This window comes from Janthinobacterium woesei (assembly GCF_051380875.1).
In the GTDB taxonomy this organism is placed as follows: domain Bacteria; phylum Pseudomonadota; class Gammaproteobacteria; order Burkholderiales; family Burkholderiaceae_D; genus Janthinobacterium.
Genome location: NZ_JBNYXW010000024.1, coordinates 37,338 through 58,208, shown reverse-complemented (window position 1 = coordinate 58,208; position 20,871 = coordinate 37,338). Strand labels below are relative to the sequence as shown.

Below are 20,871 nucleotides of genomic sequence, written 5' to 3'. Positions count from 1 at the left end.
CGGCAGCAAATCAGTTGCGTTCCATCAGATACGTTCCATCTTCGGCATCCACACGCGCAGCAGCGAATACAAGCGGTCCAGCTCGATCGGCTTGGCCAGGTAGTCGGAGGCGCCCGCCTGCAGGCATTCTTCCTGGTCATTTTTCATGGCCTTGGCCGTGATGGCGATGATGGGCAGCTTGGTATAGCGCGGGTCGGCGCGTATCAAGCGCGTCGCTTCCAGGCCATCCATGCCTGGCATCATGACATCCATCAACACCAGGTCGATATCGTCCACGCTGTTGAGCTTGCTGATGGCTTCGAAGCCGTTGCGGCCGATTTCCACCACCACGCCTTTTTGCTCCAGCGCGTTGGTCAGCGCAAAGATATTGCGCACATCGTCGTCCACCAGCAAGATCTTGCGTCCTTCAAACACGCGTTCGCGGCTGCGCACTTGCTGCAGCATGCCCTGGCGTTCGCTCGACAGTTCCGATTCGACCTTGTGCAGGAACAAGGTCACTTCGTCGAGCAGGCGCTCGGGCGAGCGGGCGCCCTTGATGATGATGGAGCGCGAATACTGCATCAGGTCCGCTTCCTCTTCGCGGCTCAGGTTGCGGCCCGTGTAGACGATGACGGGCGGGAACGAGCACAGTTCCTCGTGTTCCATGCGTTCGAGCAACTCGTTGCCCTGGATGTCGGGCAGCTTCAAGTCGATGATCATGCAGTCGAAAATCTGCGTTTTCAGTAATTCCAGTGCCTGCTCTCCCAGCGCCACGGCGGTGATTTCCACGTCGTCGTCGCTGATCAGGTGGATCACGCTGTCGCGCTGGCGTTCGTCGTCCTCGACCAGCAGGATGCGCTTCATTTTTTGCGTAAATTTCGATTCGAGCTTGCGGAACACGTCCTTCAACTGCTCGCGCGTGCGCGGCTTGGTGGCGTAGCCGATGGCGCCCAGCTGCATGGCTTCCTGCATCTGGTCATTGCCCGACACGATGTGCACGGGAATATGGCGCGTCAGCGGGTTTTCCTTGAGCTGCTGCAACACCAGCAAGCCCGGACGGTCCGGCAAGCCCATGTCGAGCAGGATCGCGTCAGGCAGGAATTGCTCGGCCAGGCGCAAGCCTTCGTCGGCGCCGTGCGCCACCAGGCAGCGGTATTGCATTTCATGCGCCAGGTCAAACAGGATGCCGGCAAACGACGGTTCATCCTCGATCACCAGCACGGAACGCTGGCCGCTCTTGCCAGCCGGTGCGCTGTCGCGGTCATCCTGGAAGGTGGGCAACGGTACCGGCTTGACGGCGGGCGCGGCTTTAGGGGCTATTGCGAGCGGGGTGGCTGGCCGCGCCGCTGCGGGCTGGACGGCTGCCAGCGGTGCTGCGGCCGCGTCTGGCTGCGACGCGCGTTCCGGCATGGTGTGCGGCAGCAACAAGGTAAACGTGCTGCCCTGGCCAGGCGTGCTCGACAGTTCGATGTTGCCTCCCAGTAAGGCGGCCAGGTCGCGCGAGATCGACAGGCCCAGGCCCGTGCCGCCATAGCGGCGGCTGGTGGTGCCGTCGGCCTGGTGGAAGGCGTCGAAGACTTTTTGCTGCTGCTCGTCGGCAATGCCGATGCCAGAATCTTGCACCTGGAACCGGACGTTGCCGGCCGCATCGGTATCAACGCGCAGGGCTACCGTGCCCGCATCGGTAAATTTGATGGCGTTCGACAACAGGTTTTTCAGGATTTGCTCCAGGCGCTGGCGATCGCTGACAAACGATAGCGGCGTCTCGGGCGCGACGCTGACGGTGAGGGCGAGCTTCTTTTGCTGCGCTTGCGGGCCGAACAGCATCTTCATGCTGCTGAGCAGCTCGTCGAAGGGCACGGCATCGGGCGTCAGTTCCAGCTTGCCCGCCTCGACCTTGGAAATGTCGAGGATGTCGTTGATGAGTGTCAATAAATCATTGCCGGCCGAATAAATGGTTTGCGCAAACGTCACTTGCTCGGGCGTCAGGTTGCCGCTGCTGTTGTCCGACAGCAGCTTGGAGAGGATGAGCGAGCTATTCAGTGGCGTGCGCAGTTCGTGCGACATATTGGCCAGGAATTCGGATTTGTAGCGGCTGGCCCGCTGCAGCTCTTCGGCGCGCGCTTCGAGCTGGGCGTGGGCCTGCCCGATATCCATGTTTTTCTGGTCCAGCGACAGCGCCTGCACGGCCAGTTGCCCGTTCGACTGTTCCAGCGCCGCCTTTTGTTCTTCCAGGTGGGCTTGCGACTGCTCCAGCACGCGCGACTGTTCACTCAGCTCTTCATTGGCCGTGCGCAGCTCTTCCTGCTGCACTTCCAGTTCTTCATTCAGTTGCTGGGTTTCTTCCAGCACGTTTTGCAGACGCTGGCGGTACAGTGCCGCTTCAAGCGAAGTGCCGACATTGGCGGCAATCAGGTTCAGCAGTTCCTTGCTGCGCTGGCTGACGGGATGCGTAAAGCCCAGCTCGATCACGCCATTGACATCGCCTTCATTGTTGACGGGCGTCAAGACCAGCTCCAGCGGCGCACCGCGGCCCAGGCTCGAGGTCACGGTCAGGTAATTGTCGGGCACTTGCCTAATGTGTTTCAATCGATTTTCGCGCGCCGTCTCGCCCACCAGGCCTTCGCCCAGCTTGAATACCTGCTTGTCTTTCACGCCTTGCTCGTTGAAGCCATACACGGCCGTGCGGCGCAGGCTGCCATCGTCATCGACGACATACAGGGTGGCCACGGCCACGTCGAGGCGGCTGGCAAGGAAATCGAGCACCTGACGGCCCAGTTGCGGCAGGGCCAGCTGGCCGCTGGTGTGCGCCGCCAGCTCCGTTTGCCCCGTGCGCAGCCAGGCTTGTTCTTGCAAGACAGCATTATCCTTGCTGCGCTGCTGCAGCGCCTCATTGTAGATCTCGGACAGACGCAGCAGTTCGCGCCGGCCCAGGTAGGCCAGCAAGCCGGACAGCCCCAGGCTCAGAGCCAGGAACACCACCACGGCCAGCGCGGTGCGGCTCTCGGCCGTCTCGGCCCGTTCCTGGCGCAAACGCTGCTCCATTGACAGGAAGGTGAGGAATTCGCGGCGAATTTCATCAAACTCCAGCTTGCCTTCGCCCTGGCGCACGCGCGCGAGGAATTCCTGGTTGTTGCGGCGCTGCGCGATGACGCTCTCGGCATAGTCGAGCCACTGGCCTTGCAGGGCGCGGATGCGGCGCAAGCGGTCCACCTGGATGGGGCTGTCAGAGACCAGTTCCAGCAAGGTGCTCATTTCGACGGCGATCTTCGCCTTGCCCGATTTATATGGCGCCAGGAAGGTTTCATCGCCCGTCAGCAGATAGCCGCGCATGCCCGTTTCCAGGTCGACCGACAGTTTCATGACTTCATTCGCATTGCCGATGACGCGTTCAGAATGCTCGACCGAGCGCAGCGCGGAGAGCAGGTAGGCGATCAGGCCGACAAACACCAGGGCGGTGACGACCCCGATGAGCAGTGGCAAGGTGACGTTGCGTGCCAGGCTGCGGCGAAAGCTGAAGGAATCGATCGGGGTCTTGGTATTCATCATGTCCGTGGGATGGGTATTGCAAAAAATCAATTTTACTGGATGTGCAATTTTTCTGTGGTGCAAGCATGGCGAGCGCTAGCATAGCAGCCATTGGGCATGATTCCAGTGTTGTCAGCCTGCGTAATGAAAGGCAACGAACGCAGGGGGCAAAAAAAATGCGCCGGACGAATCCGGCGCATTTCATGGGGCAGCGCGCTGCGCTGTATACCTATATGTCAGTCGCGAATTTCCAGTGCCCGGTTCAGGCTCAGCGCGGCCAGCGAGGCGACGGCACCTGACAGCAGGTAGAAGCTGACATAGGCCAGGCCGAAGTTAGCTGACAGGCCCAGCGCCACCAGCGGGGCGAAGCCGGCACCCACTAGCCAGGCCAGGTCGGACGTCAGGGCTGCGCCCGTGTAGCGGAAGCGGGCAGGGAAGTTGGCCGTCACGGCACCGGCTGCCTGGCCGTAGGACAGGCCCAGCAGGCTGAAGCCCACCAGGATGAACACGTCCTGGCCCATATTGCCGCCACCCATCAGGGTTGGCACGAAGGCGCTGAAGATGGCGATCAGCACGGCCAGCACGCCCAGGGTCGTGCGGCGGCCCACTTTGTCGGCCAGCACGCCCGAGATGACGATACCGACGGCTGCCAGCACGGCGCCCAGCATCTGCACTTGCAGGAAGTCAGAAGCCGAACGCGTCTGGTAGACAGAGATCCACGACAGCGGGAACACGGTGACCAGGTGGAACAGCGCGTAGCTGGCCAGCGCGGCGAGAGCGCCGATCAGCACGTTGCGGCCCTGGCCACGGCCCATTTCAAACACGCTCACCGGCTGCAGTTCGCGTTCGTCGAGCAAGCGCGCATATTCATTCGTCGACACCAGGCGCAAGCGGGCAAACAGGGCGACGACGTTGATGGCGAAGGCGACATAGAAGGGATAGCGCCAGCCCCAGTCGAGGAAGTCTTCATCGGACAGGTTGATCAGCATGAAGCAGAACAGGCCGGCGGCGATCAGGAAGCCGACGGGCGCGCCCAGCTGGCCCAGCATGGCGTACCAGCCGCGCTTGTTTTCCGGCGCGTTCAGTGCCAGCAGCGACGGCAGGCCGTCCCACGAGCCGCCCAGCGCCACGCCCTGGCCGATGCGCAGCACGGACAGCCAGATGATGGCGGCAAAGCCCAGGTGGGAATAGGTCGGCAGGAAGGCGATGCCGGCGGTGGACACGCCCAGGAGGAAGAGGGCGATGGTCAGCTTGGCGCTGCGGCCCATGCGGCGCTGGATTTCCATGAAGATCACGGTGCCGAACGGACGGGCGATGAAGGCGAAGGAGAAAATCAGGAATGCGTATAATGTGCCTTCCAGGCGTTCTTCGAAGGGGAAGAAGACGCGCGGAAACACCAGCACCGAGGCGATGGCGTACACAAAGAAGTCAAAGTACTCGGAAGCGCGGCCAATGATCACGCCGACGGCGATCTCACCGGGGTCGATATGCGACTCGACCGTGCCGGCCCCGCTAGCGTCGCGCAGGGAGTGAGGGGAAAAGTCAGCGGGTACATCGCCGCCATGTGTGCGCGTGCTGGACATGATGATCGTCTCCAATATAGTTTCGAGTTCGGCCAACGCGTAACCCAACGCGTAACATACTCCGGGTGTCTCATGCCTGGAGTAGGACTATCCATTCAGTAGTTGTAGGAAAACACCTCAACTGCCGAGTGAAAGTCCCCGCAAGGGGGGTGGACAAAACGTCCAATTGTCCTTGTGTTGCTTTAGGAATACAGTACCATATCTTCATCCCCTGTACTGGACTTTCCTGTATGTTTTCATTAAAAGTTCGTCGCGGACTGCTTCTTTTACCTCTCGCATTGTTGGCTGGTTGCAATACGGTGGTACTGAACGCGTCCGGAGACATTGCAGTTCAGCAAGGTAATCTGATTGTCATTTCGACATTGCTGATGCTGTTGATTATCGTTCCGGTAATCGCCCTGACCCTGCTTTTCGCATGGCGCTATAGAAAAAACAACACCGCGGCCAAATACGAGCCGGACTGGGACCACTCGACTCGCCTCGAGCTGATTATCTGGGGCGCGCCCCTGTTGATCATTATCGTGCTGGGCCTCTTGACCTGGATCAGCACCCACACCCTCGATCCATACCGCCCATTGAGCCGTATCGACGCCAACCGCCCCATTCCTGCCAGCCACAAGCCGATGATCGTCGAAGTCGTGGCGCTCGATTGGAAATGGCTGTTTATTTACCCGGAGCAAGGCATCGCCACGGTGAATGAACTGGTGGCGCCGGTCGATCGTCCGATCCGCTTCAAGATTACCTCGTCGTCCGTCATGAACTCGTTCTTCATCCCCGCACTGGCAGGGCAGATCTATGCCATGCCGGGCATGGAAACCCAGCTCAATGCCGTCATCAACAAGCCAGGTATCTACAAGGGCTTTTCCGCCAACTACAGCGGTGCCGGTTTCTCGGGCATGCACTTCAAGTTCCATGGCGTGAATGATGCTGACTTTGACAAATGGGTGGCAACGACGCGTGCCGGTGGCGGTGCGTTGAACCGCGACGACTACCTGGCGCTGGCGCAGCCTAGCGAACGCGATCCCGTGCGTCGCTACAGCAATGTACCTAGCGATCTGTACAAGGCAATCCTGAATCGCACCATCGTTTCCGACGCCCTGTGCGTGACACCGGTTGAGCCATACAAATTAACGCTGGCAAATAGCCCGGTAGCGGCCGTAACGGCAGTAGTCGCTAGCGATGCAGTGGTTGAAAAGGGCGTTCAAGCCAAGTAACGACTGCATGAATCCCGCAGCGCATCAGTACGTAGCGCTGCAGATACTGGCGCCGTTTGCCTGGCGCCCCCCTTTTTTCTCTGAGAGTAACAATGCTAGACCATATTGATCTGACGAAGCTTATATTCGGCCGTCTGACTTGGGATGCAATTCCATTTCACGAACCTATCCTGCTGGCGACCTTTGCAATGGTCCTGGTGGGCGGCGTGGCGCTTCTCGCCGCGCTGACTTATTTCCGCGTCTGGGGTACCCTGTGGCGCGACTGGATCACCAGTATCGACCATAAAAAAATCGGTATCATGTACATGATCCTGGGCCTGGTCATGCTGCTGCGCGGCTTTGCCGATGCGCTCATGATGCGTACCCAGCAGGCAGTTGCCTTTGGCGACAATGCCGGCTTCCTGCCACCGCATCACTACGACCAGATCTTCACCGCCCACGGCGTGATCATGATCTTCTTCGTCGCGATGCCTTTCGTGACGGGTCTGATGAACTACGTGGTGCCGCTGCAAATCGGCGCGCGCGACGTGGCTTTCCCATTCCTTAACAACTTCAGCTTCTGGATGACCACCATGGGCGCCGCCCTGGTCATGGCTTCGCTGTTCGTCGGCGAATTCGCCCGCACGGGCTGGCTGGCATATCCACCGCTGTCGGGCATCGTCGGCAGTCCGGACGTGGGGGTAGACTATTACATATGGTCCTTGCAAATTGCCGGGGTCGGGACGCTATTGTCCGGTGTCAACCTGATCGCCACCATCGTCAAGATGCGTGCGCCTGGCATGACGTGGATGAAAATGCCTATCTTTACCTGGACCGCCCTGTGCACCAACATCCTGATCGTCGCCGCTTTCCCTGTGCTGACGGCCGTGTTGGCCATGCTGTCGCTGGACCGCGTTGCGGGCTTTAACTTCTTCACCACTGAACTGGGCGGCAACGCCATGATGTACGTCAACCTGATCTGGATCTGGGGCCACCCAGAGGTCTACATCCTGATCTTGCCACTGTTCGGCGTGTTCTCGGAAATCGTTGCCACGTTCAGCAGCAAGCGCCTGTTCGGCTATGCGTCGATGGTCTACGCCACTTGCGTCATCATGATCCTGTCGTACCTGGTATGGCTGCATCACTTCTTCACCATGGGTTCTGGCGCCAGCGTCAACTCCTTCTTCGGCATCACGACGATGATCATCTCGATCCCGACGGGCGCGAAGATCTTCAACTGGCTGTTTACCATGTACCGCGGGCGTATCCGCTTCGAACTGCCTATGCTGTGGACGATCGGCTTCATGATCACCTTCACCATCGGCGGCATGACCGGCGTCCTGCTGGCCGTACCACCTGCGGACTTCGTGCTGCACAACAGCCTGTTCCTGATTGCCCACTTCCATAACGTGATTATCGGCGGCGTGGTGTTCGGTGTCTTCGCGGCAATTAACTACTGGTACCCGAAAGCCTTCGGCTACAAGCTCGACGTGTTCTGGGGCAAATGCTCGTTCTGGTTCTGGTTCGTCGGTTTCTACCTGGCCTTCATGCCGCTGTACGTACTGGGCCTGATGGGCGTGACGCGCCGTATCAACCACTTTGAAGATCCATCGCTGCAAGTGTGGACCATCATCGCCTGGTTTGGCGCCGTCTCGATCGCATTGGGTATCGCTTCCATGCTGATCCAGTTCTATGTCAGCTACCGTAACCGCGACGCCCTGCGCGACGTGACCGGTGACCCATGGGGTGGCCGTACGCTGGAATGGTCGACGTCGTCGCCTCCGCCAGACTATAATTTCGCCTTCACGCCAGTTGTGCACGAACTCGATGCATGGACTGACATGAAGAAACACGCTTACGAGCGTCCGACGTCCGGTTTCACGAAGATCCACATGCCGAAGAATACCTGGGCTGGTTTCGTGATCGCCGCACTGAGCGCACTGGTTGGTTTTGGCCTGATCTGGCAAATGTGGCTCGTCGCCAGCGTTGGTTTCGTGATCATGTTGATTACCATCATCGTCCATACCTTTAACTACAAGCGTGACTACTATATTCCTGCGGAAGAAGTGATCCGTACCGAAGACGCTTATACTAAATTGCTGAGCAGCCATGTCTGATACCATCGCCCATAACACCGGCGCCGCTGGCGCCGCACCAAGCTCGCGCAGCTACTTCGTGCGCGAACATCACCCGGAAAACGGCAGCTTGCTGGGTTTCTGGCTCTACCTGATGAGCGATTGCCTGATCTTCGCCTGTCTGTTCGCCACCTATGCGGTGGTGGGCCGCAACTACGCGGACGGCCCGACGGGCGCCGCGCTGTTCGACCTGCCGCTGGTGGCCGTCAACACGGCCATGCTGCTGCTGTCGTCGATCACGTATGGCTTCGCCATGCTGGCCATGCAGCGCAAGAACCTGCGCAGCACCCTGGTCTGGCTGGGCATCACTGGCCTGTTCGGCCTGGCCTTCCTGGGCCTGGAAATGTATGAATTCATACATTTGATACATGAAGGTGCCGGTCCGCAGCGCAGCGCGTTCCTGTCGTCGTTCTTCGCCCTGGTCGGTACCCACGGCTTGCACGTGACGTTCGGCGTGATCTGGCTCGTGACCCTGATGTTCCAGTTGAACAAGCATGGCCTGACCCCGGAAAACGGCCGTCGCATGATGTGCCTGTCGCTGTTCTGGCACTTCCTGGACGTCATCTGGATCGGCGTCTTCACCTTTGTCTACCTGATGGGAGTCCTGCCATGAGCGACCACACACACGGCGATAGCCACCACCATGACAATCCCGATCATGGCAGCCTGAAAAGCTACGCCATCGGCTTCATCCTGTCGGTGATCCTGACGGCCATTCCTTTCTGGCTGGTGATGACGAAAGCCATCACCAACTCGGGCACCATGGGCCTGGTCCTGCTGGCGTTCGCGGCGGTTCAAGTGGTCGTGCACATGGTGTACTTCCTGCACATGAACACCAAGTCCGAAGGCGGCTGGAACATGATGGCGCTGATCTTCACCATCATGGTGGTGGTCATTGCCATGGCCGGTTCGCTGTGGGTCATGTACCACATGAACCACAACATGATGCCCGATCTGATGCCTGAGTACATGCATACGAAAACGGCTCCATGATGAGTAACACGCGCCCAGGCAACACCGGGCGCGCCCCTGGCGCCGCATCGCAAGATGCTGCGCCAGGCCCACGCGGCATGGCCGTGCAGTTTTCAAAACTTGCACTGGCCTTGCTGGCGGGGATCTTATTTGCCGGTTTCTGTGCCCTTGGCACCTGGCAAGTCAAGCGCCTGGTATGGAAGCTTGACCTGATCGAGCGCGTCGAACAACGCGTACATGCGCCCGCAACGGACGCACCTGGTCCCGCAGCATGGGCCAGCGTCACGCAGCAAACGGATGAATACCGCCATGTGCGACTCTCCGGTACTTATCTCCCCATATTCAACACCCTGGTGCAAGCCACGACGGCACTGGGCAGCGGCTATTGGCTGGTCACGCCATTGCGCACAGCTGACGGCAGCACCGTGCTGGTTAACCGCGGCTTCGTGCCCAAGCGCGAAAACATCGGCGCCAGCACTCCTGCAGGCACGGTCAGCATCGACGGCTTGCTGCGCATCAGCGAGACGGGCGGCGGTTTCTTGCGCGAAAACAGTCCTGCCACGCAGCACTGGTATTCGCGCGACGTGGCGGCCATCGCCAAATCGCACATGCTGAGCAACGTGGCCCCCTATTTTGTCGACGCAAAGGAAAAATCGGAAACCGCGCCTGATGCTCCCGTCGGCGGCCTGACCGTGATTTCCTTCCACAACAGCCACCTGGTGTATGCGCTGACCTGGTTCGCGCTGGCATTGATGGTCGCTGGCATCAGCTGGTGGATCGTGCGTGACGCGCGCAAGCGCCGTGCGTTTGGCAAGCATCTTGATAATGCGCAGGAAAGTGACCATGCCGGGGAGGATTGAAATCCTGCCCAACCGCGAAGTATTAGAGCGCGGTGCGGTGGCAGCCGAGATGGAACATCCGGCCGGCCATCAGAACATGAAGCTGCTGATCCAGTTGCGCTGGCTGGCCGTGATCGGCCAGATCAGCACGATTTTCGGCGTCGGCGTGGGGCTGGGCATCGCCTTGCCCGTGCCCTACATGCTCGAAGTGCTGTCCTGCCTGATCGCCTTCAACCTGGCCAGCCTGTTGCGCTGGCACGAACGCCAGCCCGTCTCCAACACGGCGCTGTTCCTCGCGCTGCTGGTCGACGTCACCGTGCTGACGGCCCAGCTCTACCTGAGCGGCGGCATCAGCAACCCGTTTGCCTTCCTGTACTTGCTGCAAGTCATCCTCAGCGCCGTGCTGCTGGAAGTGTGGTCGACCTGGATCATGGTGGCCATCACCAGCCTGTGCCTGGCCGGCCTGGCCCTGCTGCCCGGCCCCTTGGTCTTGCCGATCGACCCCGAGCGGGGCTTTGCCAGCCTGTACGTGCAGGGCTTGCTGATCTGTTTTATCTTGAACGCCGCCTTGCTGGTGGTGTTTATCACGCGCATCACCCGCAACCAGCGTGCCGGCGACGCCAAGGTGGCAGATTTGCGCCAGCGCGCAACGGAAGAGGAACACATCATCCGCATGGGCCTCTTGGCCTCGGGCGCCGCGCACGAGCTGGGCACGCCACTGGCGACGCTGTCCGTCATCCTCGGCGACTGGCGCCGCATGCCGGAACTGAGCAAGAACAGCGAACTGCTGGAAGAAATCACGGAAATGCAGGCACAGTTGCAGCGCTGCAAGAGCATCGTCAGCGGCATCTTGCTGTCGGCGGGCGAGGCGCGCGGCGAATCGTCGGTGAAAACAACCATCAACACCTTCCTCAACGGCCTGGCGGACGAATGGCGCGCCAGCCGCCCCATCCACGATTTCGAGTACGATAACCGCATCGAGAACGACGTGCCTGTCGTCTTCGATTCGACCCTGAAACAAACCATTTGCAACGTGCTCGACAATGCACTCGAAGCGTCGCCCGACTGGCTGCGCTTCGAAGCCACGCGCGAAGCCGATTTCTTGCATCTGGTCATTACCGATGCGGGCCCCGGCTTCGAGCCGTCGATGCTGACGCACCTGGGCAAACCGTATCAAAGCAGCAAGGGTAAACCCGGTGGCGGACTGGGCCTGTTCCTGGTGGTCAACGTGGCGCGTACCCTGGGCGGCACAGTGACAGCGCGCAACCGCGTGCAGGGCGGGGCGCTGGTGCACCTGGCCTTGCCGCTGGCGGCCATCAAACTGGAAAGAGAAAGCGACAACCATGCAAGATGAGCGTCTGTTACTGATCGTGGAAGACGACGCCGCGTTTGCCCGCACCCTGGGCCGCTCGTTCGAGCGGCGCGGCTACCAGGTCATCCTGGCCACCAATTTCGATGAAGCGAGCGCCTTGCTGGAGCAGCACTGCCCCGACTACGCCGTGGTCGACCTGAAATTGCATGGCAATACCTCGGGCCTGGCCTGCGTGCAGGCGCTGCACCAGCATGACCCGGAAATGCTGATCGTCGTGCTGACGGGCTACGCCAGCATCGGCACGGCCGTCGAAGCGATCAAGCTGGGCGCCTGCCAGTACCTGGCGAAACCGTCCAACACGGACGATATCGAAGCCGCCTTCGGCCACATTGCCGGCAACGCCGACATCGAACTGACCAACCGCGCCACCAGCATCAAGACCCTGGAATGGGAACGCATCCACGAAATGCTGGCCGAGACGGATTTCAATATCTCGGAAACGGCAAGGCGGCTTGGCATGCACCGCAGGACCTTGGCGCGGAAGCTGGAGAAGCAGCGGGTCAAATAGACTCGGTGGCGGCAGTGCTACCGAAACTCTATAACCATGCCCGTAGCACGGGCATGGATTCACGCAGGAAAGCTGACTGTTCTTGTCGAGTAGGGCCATCGCTGTCCGCTTGGGGCGGGAGCGCATCGACCGATGCCCTATACGTCAATTTGACGCGAGAACCGTTAATCAAAATAGGCCGCTTGCGCCCCATAGCGGACTTTGCAATATCAAAATGATCGCCTGAACATTATTCGAGCTTTGAGTCTCGGTCGCAAGCGTATTTAGGGTGCTGCGCTGGAGCGAGGAAAGTATCGATGGCGGATACAATTTTGGCCTTCAATTGTTCACTACCAGCATCTTGCATATCCTTGTGGCGCGAGCCTTTGATGTGGACCACGCATGTACCGTAGTGGCCGCGCTCTTCCTCATTCGGCAGTACACCGCGGTCGGCAGTGGTGTCACTGGCACGAATTGTCAGGACGTGGATACCAGCTGAGCGGGGCAACGCGACCCGACGGCTGTCGAGGCTGATAAAGCTGGATACGCGGCTCGGGTTGTCAGCGGCAAACTGAGCCGAACTGTCGCCACCAAGGGAGTGCCCGACGAGCAGCAAGTGTCGCCAATCGAACTGAGGATAGCGTACTGCGGTCCCGTCGATCACGGTGGAGATCGACCGTGAAGCTACGCGGGCCATCGCCTGTAGTTGCTTCGTAATCGGCGCGTCTCGATCTAACTCTATGCCGCCAGAGCTATCTTGCAACGCGACAACCAAGTAACCCATTCGGTTGAGATTTTGTGTGAGGAATGAGTAGTCTGAACCGGAAAGCCCATATCCTGGGCTAAGGATTGCAACTGGACATGGTTGCGCACGAGTGCACGCTTGCACATTAGGTGGAACGTGAATATTCACTGGTACGGCAGCAAAGGCCATAGGTGTGCAAAACATCAGGGGAATTAAGGTGACGAGACGGCGCATTGAATCCTTTCTTGCTACGTTTGGAGGATGCTGAATCTGGGGTTACTGATGATTATCTCTGAAGTCGAACAACGAACAATGAGAATGCGATGTAACGACTACATGACGAGTTAAGGCGTAGCCTCGCAATAGGTCTGCTTTTGGCCGAAAAAGGCCGTTCAACCAGGCTAAAACGCCTGTTTTGATTGCAGAGTGAGCATCCGTAAAGTGCCCATCGACCACTCATTCATGTCATGCGGCCACCAGCCATTCCATCTTCTGCACCTGGATATGTGGATGGCTTTCCAACGCTTCCCACTCCGGCAAAAACACAAAGCCCTGTTTCTGGTAAAACGCGGCCGCGCGCGCATTTTCTTGCGCCACGTCAAGCAGCAGCCGCGCGTGGCAGTTGTCTACGGCGCGCTGTTTGACGGCGTCGACCAAGCCAGCTGCGACGGCCATGCCGCGGTATTCCTGCTGTACCCACATGGCGATCAGGTGGCATACGCCATCGCCGGCCACCACTTGCGCGGCGATGCCGATGGCTTGCTCGCCGTCAAAGGCGAGGAAGAACGTACGCTGCGGGGTGCTGATGGCGCGTTGCTGCCAGTCGGCGTCGGAAAAGCTGGCCGCGCTGGCGTGGCTGGCGCCAAAGGCGGTGGGGGCATCGAGCAGGGCAGCCAGGCGGGTGGATTTGAGCGCCGGCCAGTCGGCGGCGCTGGTGGGGCGGATATTGATATTCTTCAAATCAGGCTATGCAAAGGGTGGTCTGCGGCGCAGGAAAATACGTCCGTCGTGCTTGAGTGGCGTGGCGCTCACCCATGGGGAAGCGCCAACCATTGAAGTATTTGACAATATTAACAGGATCACTGCCGCCTTGGTCCCGTGTTTGCATCAGTGCTGTATGCATTTAACCTGGCCCGCAGGTACAAAACTGCCTATCTGGTCATGGCCCGGCGCAGCACATAGCTGAGGCCATCGACGGCCGCCACCATCAGCAGCATGGCGACGATGACGGTGGCGGCGGCGGGCATCTGGAATAGCGACAGATGGTATTTCAGCATTTGCCCCAGGCCTCCCGCGCCGACGACGCCGAGGATGGCGGCGGCGCGGATATTGTTTTCCCAGCGGTACAGGGTGTAGGACATCATCTGCGGGCTGCATTGCGGCAAGGTGGCGTACAGGAACGCCGCTGCGGGGCTGGCGCCGTTGATGCGCAGGGTGGCGGCCGGCAAGGGCGGGCAATTTTCAAACGCATCGGCAAACAAGCGCCCCAGTACGCCCACCGTGTGCAGGGCCAGCGCGAGGGTGCCTGCGAACGGGCCCAGGCCGGCGGCGATCAAGAGGATCGAGGCCCAGACCAGTTCTGGAATCGAGCGCAGCACATTCAACACGCCGCGCGTGGCATTGCGCGCCACGCTGCCGAAACGCCCGCTGGCGGGCAGGGCCAGGAGAGCCCCCAGCACGGCGGCGATCACCGTGCCGATGGCTGACATGGCCAGCGTCTCGAACGTGGCCACGCCAACTTTGATCAGGAACGGGCTGGCGAGTTCCGGAGGGGCGAAGCCGTGCAGGAAGTCGGCGGTGGTGCGCACGGCGTCGGCGCTGAAGAATTCGCCCCATTTCAGCGGCAGGCTGGCGAAACTGGCGATGACCAGCAGCAGCAAACCGGCCAGCAAGGCCCAGGTGGACCAGCGCACGGGCGCAGGGATGGGCAATGCAGGCAAAGCGGGCAACATCGGTTCAGTGTTCATGCCAGCCTCCGGCGCAGCATGGCGGAGACTGCATCGGCGCCCGCCACCAGCAGTACGAAGACCATCAGCATGGTGGCCAGTTCGTTGCCTGCCATCATCTTCATCGATTCATCCATGCGCTGGCCCAGGCCACCCGCACCGACAAAACCCATGACGACGGAGCCGCGGATCGCGCATTCCCAGCGGTAAATCGTATACGACACCAGTTCGGCGGCCGATTCGGGCAGGGCGCCGTACAGCAAGGCTTGCAGGCGGCCGCTGCCGTTGTTGAGCAGGGCGTTGCAGGCAGACGCATCCGATGATTCGAGGATTTCTGCGTAGACCTTGCCCAGCATGCCGCAATAGGTCAGCGCAATGGCGATCACGCCTGCCGTCGGCCCCAGGCCGACGATGCGCACCAGCAATAATGCCCACACCAGTTCCGGCACGCTGCGCAGCAGCACCAGCAATGCGCGCACGCAGTGGCGCAGGGCGGCGGCCAGCGGCGAGACTTGGCCAGAGCCGATGCGCGAAATCGACAATCGTTCCGTCACCAGCAAGGTCAACGGGATCGCCCCCAGCATGGCCAGCGCCATGCCTGCCGTGGCCATGGCGATGGTTTCCCAGCTGGAAATGACCACCAGTTGCAAAAATTCCAGCGAGTGGGCCGGTGGCACGAAGCTGGAGATAAATTGCCAGGTGGCAGCGAGGCTTTGCGCGTCGAACAAGATCCACGGCTTGAATTCGGCCTGCACCAGCATCGGCCACAGCACGATCAACACGACGGCGGTGCCGATCAAGCGGCCGCGCCAGGCGGGGTCGCGCGGCATGGCGGTGGATTTACCCGTCAGCAAAGAGGCCTCGCTGCATCCAGGTTTGCCTCTACCGCTTCGAATTGGGGCGCGGGGTCGTCCTTGTTGCGGTACAGCGCCTCTATCATGGCGTCGCTGACGTCGGCGCTGGCCGCGTCAAACACCACCTTGCCATCGCGCAAGGCGACGATGCGGGGGAAACAGGCGCGCGCGATTTCCACCTGGTGCAGGCTGCAGATCAGCGTGGCGTGGCGCGCCGTCGCTTCGGCCTGCAGCACATTGATCGTCTGCAAAGCTAGTGTGGGGTCGAGCGCGGACAGCGGTTCGTCGACGAGGAATACTTCCGCATTCGACACCAGCGCGCGCGCCATGCCGCAGCGCTGGCGTTCGCCGCCGGACAGGCGGTCGACACGGGCATACAGTTTGTCTTGCAAGTTGAACTTGCCCAGCGCTTCCCACGCGGCGCGCGGATCGACGGGCGCCAGCAGCGAGCGCATCGCCATCCACAAGCTCCATTGGGGCAAGCGGCCGGCCAGCACGGCGTTGACCACGCGCTGGCGCGGCGCCAGGGGCGGCGTTTGCGGCGCCAGGAACAGGCGCGCGCGCAGGGCGTGGCGAGCGCTGCTGGACATGCTCCACGGCGCACTGCCTAGAATGCTGAGGCTGCCCGTTTCCGGGCGCAGCGCGCAGGCCAGCGTATGCAGCAAGCTGGTCTTGCCGGCACCGGAAGGGCCGATCAGGGCGATTTGTTCACCTGGGGCCACGTGCAGGTCCAGTTCGCGTAGCGCCAGCGCATTGCTGGCGGCGCCCGCGTGGTGGACGCTGACCTTGTGAAGTTGAAATGTCATGCGAGAGTCGGGAGTGTGCTGGCCAGCGCACGCGTGCGGCGCCGGCCAGCGGATTAGCTTGATTTACTTCAACAAACCGGCATCGCGCGCGGCCGCTTCGATATCCTTGTAGTTCTCCGCCTTGGTGGGGATGAACTTGGTGGCGCGCTGCAATTCCAGGATTTCCTTGCCTTCAGGCGTGGAGGGGTCCAACGCCAAAAACGCTTCCGTCAGCTTCTTGCGCACGACGGGGTTCATGTCGGCGCGCACGCTCCAGTTGTAATCGTAGTAGCCAGGCGTGGTGTAGAACACGCGCACCTTGCTCGGGTCGACTTTCTTGCTTTCCACCAGCTTTTCCCAGACGGAAATATTCAAGGTGCCCGCATCGACCTTGCCGCCGGCGACAGCGGCCACGGTAGCGTCATGCGCGCCGGAAAACGCGATGCGCTTCATGTCGGTGTCCGGGTTGATCTTGGCAGCCAGCAAGTAGAAGCGTGGCATCAAGTGGCCGGAAGTGGACGATTCCGAACCGAACGTGAAGTTCTTGCCTTTCAGGTCGGACAATTGATTGATGTCCCTGCTGGTGGTGACGAACACGGAGCGGAACTTCGTGTCTTCTTCGCGCTGCACCAGCGGCACGATCTTGCCGCCGCTGCGCACGTTCGCCTGCACGAAGGTAAAGCCGCCGAACCAGACCATGTCGAGCTTGTTATTGATCAAGCCTTCCACGGAGGCTGCGTAATCGGTGACGGGCGTAAATTCCACCTTCATGCCCAGCTTTTTCTCCAGATAGTTGCCCAGCGGCTTGAACTTGCGCTGCAATTCCGTCGGCGCTTCGTCGGGGATGGCGGACACGCGCAACACTTGCTGCGCCTGCGCGATGCCGCTGTGGATGGCCAGGGTGGCGGCGACGGTGGCCAGGATGGCGGGGAATTTGTTAAATGAGTTGGAGAATTTGCCCATGTTTTTACCTTTTTTTGAGTGTTGTAAATTAAATGACGGAAACCCCGGTCGTGCCTTCCAGCACGTCGCCGATCACGGCAGCGTCGGCAAAGCCTTCGGCGCGGAAAATCGCCAGCACTTGCTCGACGGCTTCCGGCGCGCACGCCACCAGCAGCGGGCCGGCCGTCTGCGGGTCTGTCAAGATGGCCTTGTCGATGGCGCTCAGGCTGCCGGCCAGCTGCACTTGCGTGCCATAGCCTTGCCAGTTGCGCATCGAGGCGCCCGTAATATTGCCGTTCTCGGCCAGTTGCTGCACTTGCGGCAGCAGCGGTACGTCATCCATGGCGATGCGCGCCTGCAACTTGGCGCCGCGCGCCAGTTCCAGCGTGTGGCCCAGCAAACCGAAGCCCGTCACGTCTGTCAGCGCATGCACGCCGTCGAGCAGGGCCAGTTTCTTGCCCGGGGTATTCAATTTGGTGGTGTTGTCGATCAAGGAGGCGTAGCCATCAGCGTCGAGCGCGTTTTTCTTCAGCGCAGCCGACAAGATGCCCACGCCAATCGGTTTGCCCAGCACCAATTTGTCGCCGGCGCGCGCGCCCGCGTTGCGTTTCACCTGCGACGGGTGGACCAGGCCCAGCACGACCAGGCCGTAAATGGGCTCGACGGAATCGATGGTGTGGCCGCCCGCAATGGGGATGCCGGCCTGGGCGCAGATGGTTTCGCCGCCCTTTAAAATCAGGCCGATGGTTTCCACCGGCAGCTTGTTGATCGGCATGCCGACCAGGGCCAGCGCCATGATGGGTGTGCCGCCCATGGCGTAGACGTCGGAAATGGCGTTGGTGGCGGCGATGCGGCCGAAGTCGAACGGATCATCGACGATGGGCATGAAGAAATCGGTGGTGGCGATCAGCGCCTGCTCGTCGTTGAGCTGGTAGACGGCCGCGTCGTCCGCGGTTTCTATGCCGACTAGCAACTCTTTCGGCAGGGGAAAGCCGCCGCTGCCTTTTAAGATGTCGGCCAGCACGCCAGGCGCGATTTTGCAGCCGCAGCCGCCGCCATGGGAAAATTCGGTCAATCGGATCGGAGTGGTAGGGCTATCGGACATGGTCATCCTGCTGTAGAGAGATAAAAAAGCCGCGCCAGGCATCAGGCGGCGCTGGCGGTTCTGGTGTCGCCGACGATAGCACATAATGCGCGCGCGGCTTGCTCAAAGGCATGTTCCGAAATATCGGGCAAGACCAGCGGCCTGGCCTCGGCGTAGCGGCTGAAATTGCGCTGGATCGATTGCAGATAGGCGGGGTCGTAATGCTGGACCAGCAGTTCTTCTACCAGCTCAGCCATGCACCCTGTCAGCGCCAACTGTTGCCAATATGAAATTTTTTCGCGGCCATGCAGTTGCGTCAAGAGCGCCAGCTGCACATTCAGGCGCTCTGCATCGACGACGAAATGCGCGTAATCTTCCATCAGCAGTTGCACGCGTTGTGCAATGTCCAGCCGCACGTCTGTGCAAGCGGCGGCGCGCATCTTTTCCATCAGCGCATCGGGCACGCGCAGGCGGCCTACTTTCTTGCTTTCCGACTCGATAAACACGGGCAGTTTTGGGTCGAAATGGCGCAATTGCTGCCACAAGCCGCTTTCGAAAGCTTTTTGCGACGGCTGGTCTGCCTCGGGCAAACCACCCAGCACGGAACCCCGGTGAGCGGCCAGCTGTTCCAGGTCGATCACTTGCGCACCCTGGCTGTCGAGCACCTGCAGCAAGCGGCTCTTGCCGCTACCCGTGGGGCCGCACAGCACGTTGATGAAATCAAATTGGGTGGGCAGGGTGACCAGCTCGGCATTCACGTGGCGCCGGTATTCCTTGTAGCCGCCATCGAGCTGCGTCACGGGCCAGCCGATGCGCGCCAGGATATGCGCCATGGCGCCGCTGCGGTTGCCGCCGCGCCAGCAATACACCAGCGGTTTCCAGTCGTGCGGGTGGCCGAGAAAACCCACTTCGATATGGCGCGCGATATTCTTGGCGATCAGCGCCGCGCCCAGTTTTTTTGCCTCGAAGGCACTGGTCTGCTTGTACAGGGTGCCGACGCGCACGCGCTGCTCGTCGTCCAGCACGGGCAAGTTGATGGCGCCCGGCAAGTGGTCTTCCGCGAACTCGGACGGGCTGCGCACATCGATGATGGCATCGAATTCATGCAGGCGCGGCAAGATATCGCTGAAAGGCAGGACTGCAGGGTATTTCATCGTGGCAAGGTGCTGGGAATGGGGAAACGCGTATTATCCCCGATAAACGCCCCTGCCGTGAGTGCTTAGCCCAACAATCTGCCCAGCAGTGGCGCCAGCAAGACCGTCACCACGCCGGAAAAAATCATGGTCAGGCTGGCCACGGCACCTTCTTCCGTCCCCACGCGGCGTGCCACGGAGAGGCCAAAGCCGTGCGCGGCGGCGCCATACGGGGCGCCACGGGCGATGCGCATGCGCAGGGGCAACAGTTTTAACAACGGTTTGCCCAGCATCAAGCCAAACAGCCCCGTCATCACCACGAAGATGCCTGTCAGCTGGGCCGAGCCGCCCATGTGGCGCGACGCTTCCAGCGCGAACGGCGTCGACACGGAGCGCGCCAGCAGGCTGCGCGCCATGTCGCCATGCACGCCCAGCAGGCGGTCCAGCAGCAGCGTGGCAGCCACGGAGGCGACGATGCCGGCGCAGCTGCCCAGCGAGAGGGCCAGCCAGTGCTTGCGGATCAGCTTGCGCTCCTGGAAGATGGGCAGGGCAAACGCGATAGTTGCCGGGCCAAGCAGCCACGGCAGCCAGCGCGTCTCGCCGAAATACGTGGCAAATGGCGTCGAAGTGGCCTGCACGATGATGATCAGGATGGCCGAGGTGCAAATGGCCGGCGTCAGCAGGAAATGCGGATGGCGGCGGTGCAGCGCCTGGTTGGCGTAGAACAGGACCAGGGTGAGCAGCAAAAACAGCAGCGACAGCAGAAAAGTATTCATCTTGCAGCCCGCATGGCGCGCTGGCGCAGCAGTTTTTGCAGGCGCAGCCGGCGCTCGTAACGGCACACCCATTCCACGGTAAATGCCGTGGCCAGCATGACGCAGGCAAAGCCCAGACCGATATTGACGAACAGCATCAAGCCCTGGGTTTTCAGTAGTTGCGTAAATTGCACCACGGAGACGACCAGCGGAATGAAAAACAGCAGCATGTTGGCCAGCAGCCAGCTGGCGCCCAGCTCGATGGTACTGGGGCGCACCCAGCCCGCCAGCAGCACGGCCACCAGCACGAACAGGCCCACCACGCCGCCGGAAAACGGCAGGTGCAGGGCGGACGCAGCCTGGTCGGCCAGCCACCAGGCCACGATCAGCACGCCGACTTGCCACACGGTATGCGCCGGCCGGCGCCAGGCATGGGAACGCAGCAAGGGCGCGGGGGAAAGAGTGGCAATGGCGGGGTGCTGCAAGGCTGGGGCTGAGGCTAGGGCTTTCACGACAGGCTTTCAAACGGCTGGGGGAAG

At 60.9% G+C, this 20,871-nt stretch carries 19 protein-coding genes; 7 read left to right on the top strand and 12 right to left on the bottom strand.

All coding sequences use genetic code 11. The features are described from left to right. Positions 1–24: 24 nt before the first annotated feature. Entirely contained in the window at positions 25–3,525 is a 3,501-nt protein-coding gene (locus ACQ4W6_RS23795; protein WP_436569636.1) for a response regulator, read from the bottom strand. Positions 3,526–3,743: 218 nt separating this feature from the next. Then, positions 3,744–5,090 (bottom strand): MFS transporter, encoded by a 1,347-nt coding sequence (locus tag ACQ4W6_RS23790; protein ID WP_436569635.1) that lies wholly within the window; start codon positions 5,088–5,090, stop codon positions 3,744–3,746. A 230-nt stretch (positions 5,091–5,320) separates the two neighbouring features. On the opposite strand from ACQ4W6_RS23790, the gene cyoA reads away from it, so the two are divergent. The 7 genes from cyoA to ACQ4W6_RS23755 all read left to right on the top strand — a co-directional run bounded on the left by cyoA (position 5,321) and on the right by ACQ4W6_RS23755 (position 12,109). Further along, positions 5,321–6,304 carry a ubiquinol oxidase subunit II gene (cyoA, locus tag ACQ4W6_RS23785; RefSeq protein ID WP_436569634.1) on the top strand — a complete coding sequence of 328 codons (984 nt, stop codon included), beginning with the start codon at positions 5,321–5,323 and terminating at the stop codon, positions 6,302–6,304. 92 nt (positions 6,305–6,396) lie between these two features. Further along, positions 6,397–8,400, top strand: a complete 2,004-nt coding sequence (gene cyoB / locus ACQ4W6_RS23780) for a cytochrome o ubiquinol oxidase subunit I (protein WP_436569633.1) — start codon at positions 6,397–6,399, stop codon at positions 8,398–8,400. Next, a complete protein-coding gene (gene cyoC, locus ACQ4W6_RS23775; protein ID WP_436569632.1) occupies positions 8,393–9,031 on the top strand; it encodes a cytochrome o ubiquinol oxidase subunit III in 639 nt (212 codons plus the stop codon). The genes cyoB and cyoC overlap by 8 nt, the downstream gene beginning before the upstream one ends. Further along, on the top strand, positions 9,028–9,411 hold the full coding sequence (gene cyoD, locus ACQ4W6_RS23770) for a cytochrome o ubiquinol oxidase subunit IV (protein ID WP_436569631.1): 384 nt from the start codon (positions 9,028–9,030) through the stop codon (positions 9,409–9,411). Before cyoC ends, cyoD begins: the two co-directional genes overlap by 4 nt. Further along, a complete protein-coding gene (locus tag ACQ4W6_RS23765) occupies positions 9,408–10,250 on the top strand; it encodes an SURF1 family protein (RefSeq protein ID WP_436569630.1) in 843 nt (280 codons plus the stop codon). The genes cyoD and ACQ4W6_RS23765 overlap by 4 nt, the downstream gene beginning before the upstream one ends. Beyond that, the gene (locus tag ACQ4W6_RS23760; RefSeq protein WP_436569629.1) at positions 10,234–11,583 is read left to right on the top strand and encodes an ATP-binding protein; all 1,350 of its coding nucleotides are present in this window, start codon (positions 10,234–10,236) and stop codon (positions 11,581–11,583) included. Before ACQ4W6_RS23765 ends, ACQ4W6_RS23760 begins: the two co-directional genes overlap by 17 nt. Then, entirely contained in the window at positions 11,573–12,109 is a 537-nt protein-coding gene (locus ACQ4W6_RS23755) for a response regulator transcription factor (protein ID WP_436569628.1), read from the top strand. The genes ACQ4W6_RS23760 and ACQ4W6_RS23755 overlap by 11 nt, the downstream gene beginning before the upstream one ends. Positions 12,110–12,338: 229 nt before the next feature. Here the strand turns inward: ACQ4W6_RS23755 and ACQ4W6_RS23750 are convergent, their stop codons facing one another. The 10 genes from ACQ4W6_RS23750 to ACQ4W6_RS23705 form a co-directional block, all read right to left on the bottom strand. After that, positions 12,339–13,067: an alpha/beta fold hydrolase gene (locus tag ACQ4W6_RS23750; RefSeq protein ID WP_436569627.1), complete on the bottom strand. Its 729-nt coding sequence runs from the start codon at positions 13,065–13,067 to the stop codon at positions 12,339–12,341. A gap of 231 nt (positions 13,068–13,298) precedes the next feature. Further along, a complete protein-coding gene (locus ACQ4W6_RS23745) occupies positions 13,299–13,793 on the bottom strand; it encodes a GNAT family N-acetyltransferase (RefSeq protein WP_436569626.1) in 495 nt (164 codons plus the stop codon). A 191-nt stretch (positions 13,794–13,984) separates the two neighbouring features. Next, entirely contained in the window at positions 13,985–14,800 is an 816-nt protein-coding gene (phnE, locus tag ACQ4W6_RS23740) for a phosphonate ABC transporter, permease protein PhnE (protein ID WP_436569625.1), read from the bottom strand. Beyond that, the gene (locus ACQ4W6_RS23735; protein ID WP_436569666.1) at positions 14,797–15,609 is read right to left on the bottom strand and encodes a PhnE/PtxC family ABC transporter permease; all 813 of its coding nucleotides are present in this window, start codon (positions 15,607–15,609) and stop codon (positions 14,797–14,799) included. The genes phnE and ACQ4W6_RS23735 overlap by 4 nt, the downstream gene beginning before the upstream one ends. A gap of 17 nt (positions 15,610–15,626) precedes the next feature. Continuing rightward, positions 15,627–16,439, bottom strand: coding sequence for a phosphonate ABC transporter ATP-binding protein (locus tag ACQ4W6_RS23730; protein WP_436569624.1), 813 nt, complete (start codon positions 16,437–16,439; stop codon positions 15,627–15,629). Positions 16,440–16,502: 63 nt separating this feature from the next. Continuing rightward, positions 16,503–17,381 carry a putative selenate ABC transporter substrate-binding protein gene (locus ACQ4W6_RS23725; RefSeq protein ID WP_436569623.1) on the bottom strand — a complete coding sequence of 293 codons (879 nt, stop codon included), beginning with the start codon at positions 17,379–17,381 and terminating at the stop codon, positions 16,503–16,505. 28 nt (positions 17,382–17,409) lie between these two features. Next, a complete protein-coding gene (gene selD, locus ACQ4W6_RS23720) occupies positions 17,410–18,465 on the bottom strand; it encodes a selenide, water dikinase SelD (RefSeq protein ID WP_436569622.1) in 1,056 nt (351 codons plus the stop codon). Between the two features lie 41 nt (positions 18,466–18,506). Next, entirely contained in the window at positions 18,507–19,598 is a 1,092-nt protein-coding gene (gene mnmH, locus ACQ4W6_RS23715) for a tRNA 2-selenouridine(34) synthase MnmH (RefSeq protein WP_436569621.1), read from the bottom strand. A 65-nt stretch (positions 19,599–19,663) separates the two neighbouring features. Continuing rightward, entirely contained in the window at positions 19,664–20,353 is a 690-nt protein-coding gene (locus tag ACQ4W6_RS23710) for an LrgB family protein (protein WP_436569620.1), read from the bottom strand. Then, complete coding sequence (locus ACQ4W6_RS23705) at positions 20,350–20,844, bottom strand: CidA/LrgA family protein (protein ID WP_436569619.1); 495 nt, start codon at positions 20,842–20,844, stop codon at positions 20,350–20,352. The genes ACQ4W6_RS23710 and ACQ4W6_RS23705 overlap by 4 nt, the downstream gene beginning before the upstream one ends. Positions 20,845–20,871: the final 27 nt, after the last annotated feature.

Excerpts from the sequence above, each read along its gene's own strand:
- ACQ4W6_RS23795 (WP_436569636.1), bottom strand. The coding sequence starts at position 3,525 with ATGAATACCAAGACCCCGATCGATTCCTTCAGCTTTCGCCGCAGCCTG.
- ACQ4W6_RS23790 (WP_436569635.1), bottom strand. The coding sequence starts at position 5,090 with ATGTCCAGCACGCGCACACATGGCGGCGATGTACCCGCTGACTTTTCC.
- cyoA (WP_436569634.1), top strand. The coding sequence starts at position 5,321 with ATGTTTTCATTAAAAGTTCGTCGCGGACTGCTTCTTTTACCTCTCGCA.
- cyoB (WP_436569633.1), top strand. The coding sequence starts at position 6,397 with ATGCTAGACCATATTGATCTGACGAAGCTTATATTCGGCCGTCTGACT.
- cyoC (WP_436569632.1), top strand. The coding sequence starts at position 8,393 with ATGTCTGATACCATCGCCCATAACACCGGCGCCGCTGGCGCCGCACCA.
- cyoD (WP_436569631.1), top strand. The coding sequence starts at position 9,028 with ATGAGCGACCACACACACGGCGATAGCCACCACCATGACAATCCCGAT.
- ACQ4W6_RS23765 (WP_436569630.1), top strand. The coding sequence starts at position 9,408 with ATGATGAGTAACACGCGCCCAGGCAACACCGGGCGCGCCCCTGGCGCC.
- ACQ4W6_RS23760 (WP_436569629.1), top strand. The coding sequence starts at position 10,234 with ATGCCGGGGAGGATTGAAATCCTGCCCAACCGCGAAGTATTAGAGCGC.
- ACQ4W6_RS23755 (WP_436569628.1), top strand. The coding sequence starts at position 11,573 with ATGCAAGATGAGCGTCTGTTACTGATCGTGGAAGACGACGCCGCGTTT.
- ACQ4W6_RS23750 (WP_436569627.1), bottom strand. The coding sequence starts at position 13,067 with ATGCGCCGTCTCGTCACCTTAATTCCCCTGATGTTTTGCACACCTATG.
- phnE (WP_436569625.1), bottom strand. The coding sequence starts at position 14,800 with ATGAACACTGAACCGATGTTGCCCGCTTTGCCTGCATTGCCCATCCCT.
- ACQ4W6_RS23735 (WP_436569666.1), bottom strand. The coding sequence starts at position 15,609 with ATGCCGCGCGACCCCGCCTGGCGCGGCCGCTTGATCGGCACCGCCGTC.
- ACQ4W6_RS23730 (WP_436569624.1), bottom strand. The coding sequence starts at position 16,439 with ATGACATTTCAACTTCACAAGGTCAGCGTCCACCACGCGGGCGCCGCC.
- ACQ4W6_RS23725 (WP_436569623.1), bottom strand. The coding sequence starts at position 17,381 with ATGGGCAAATTCTCCAACTCATTTAACAAATTCCCCGCCATCCTGGCC.
- selD (WP_436569622.1), bottom strand. The coding sequence starts at position 18,465 with ATGTCCGATAGCCCTACCACTCCGATCCGATTGACCGAATTTTCCCAT.
- mnmH (WP_436569621.1), bottom strand. The coding sequence starts at position 19,598 with ATGAAATACCCTGCAGTCCTGCCTTTCAGCGATATCTTGCCGCGCCTG.
- ACQ4W6_RS23710 (WP_436569620.1), bottom strand. The coding sequence starts at position 20,353 with ATGAATACTTTTCTGCTGTCGCTGCTGTTTTTGCTGCTCACCCTGGTC.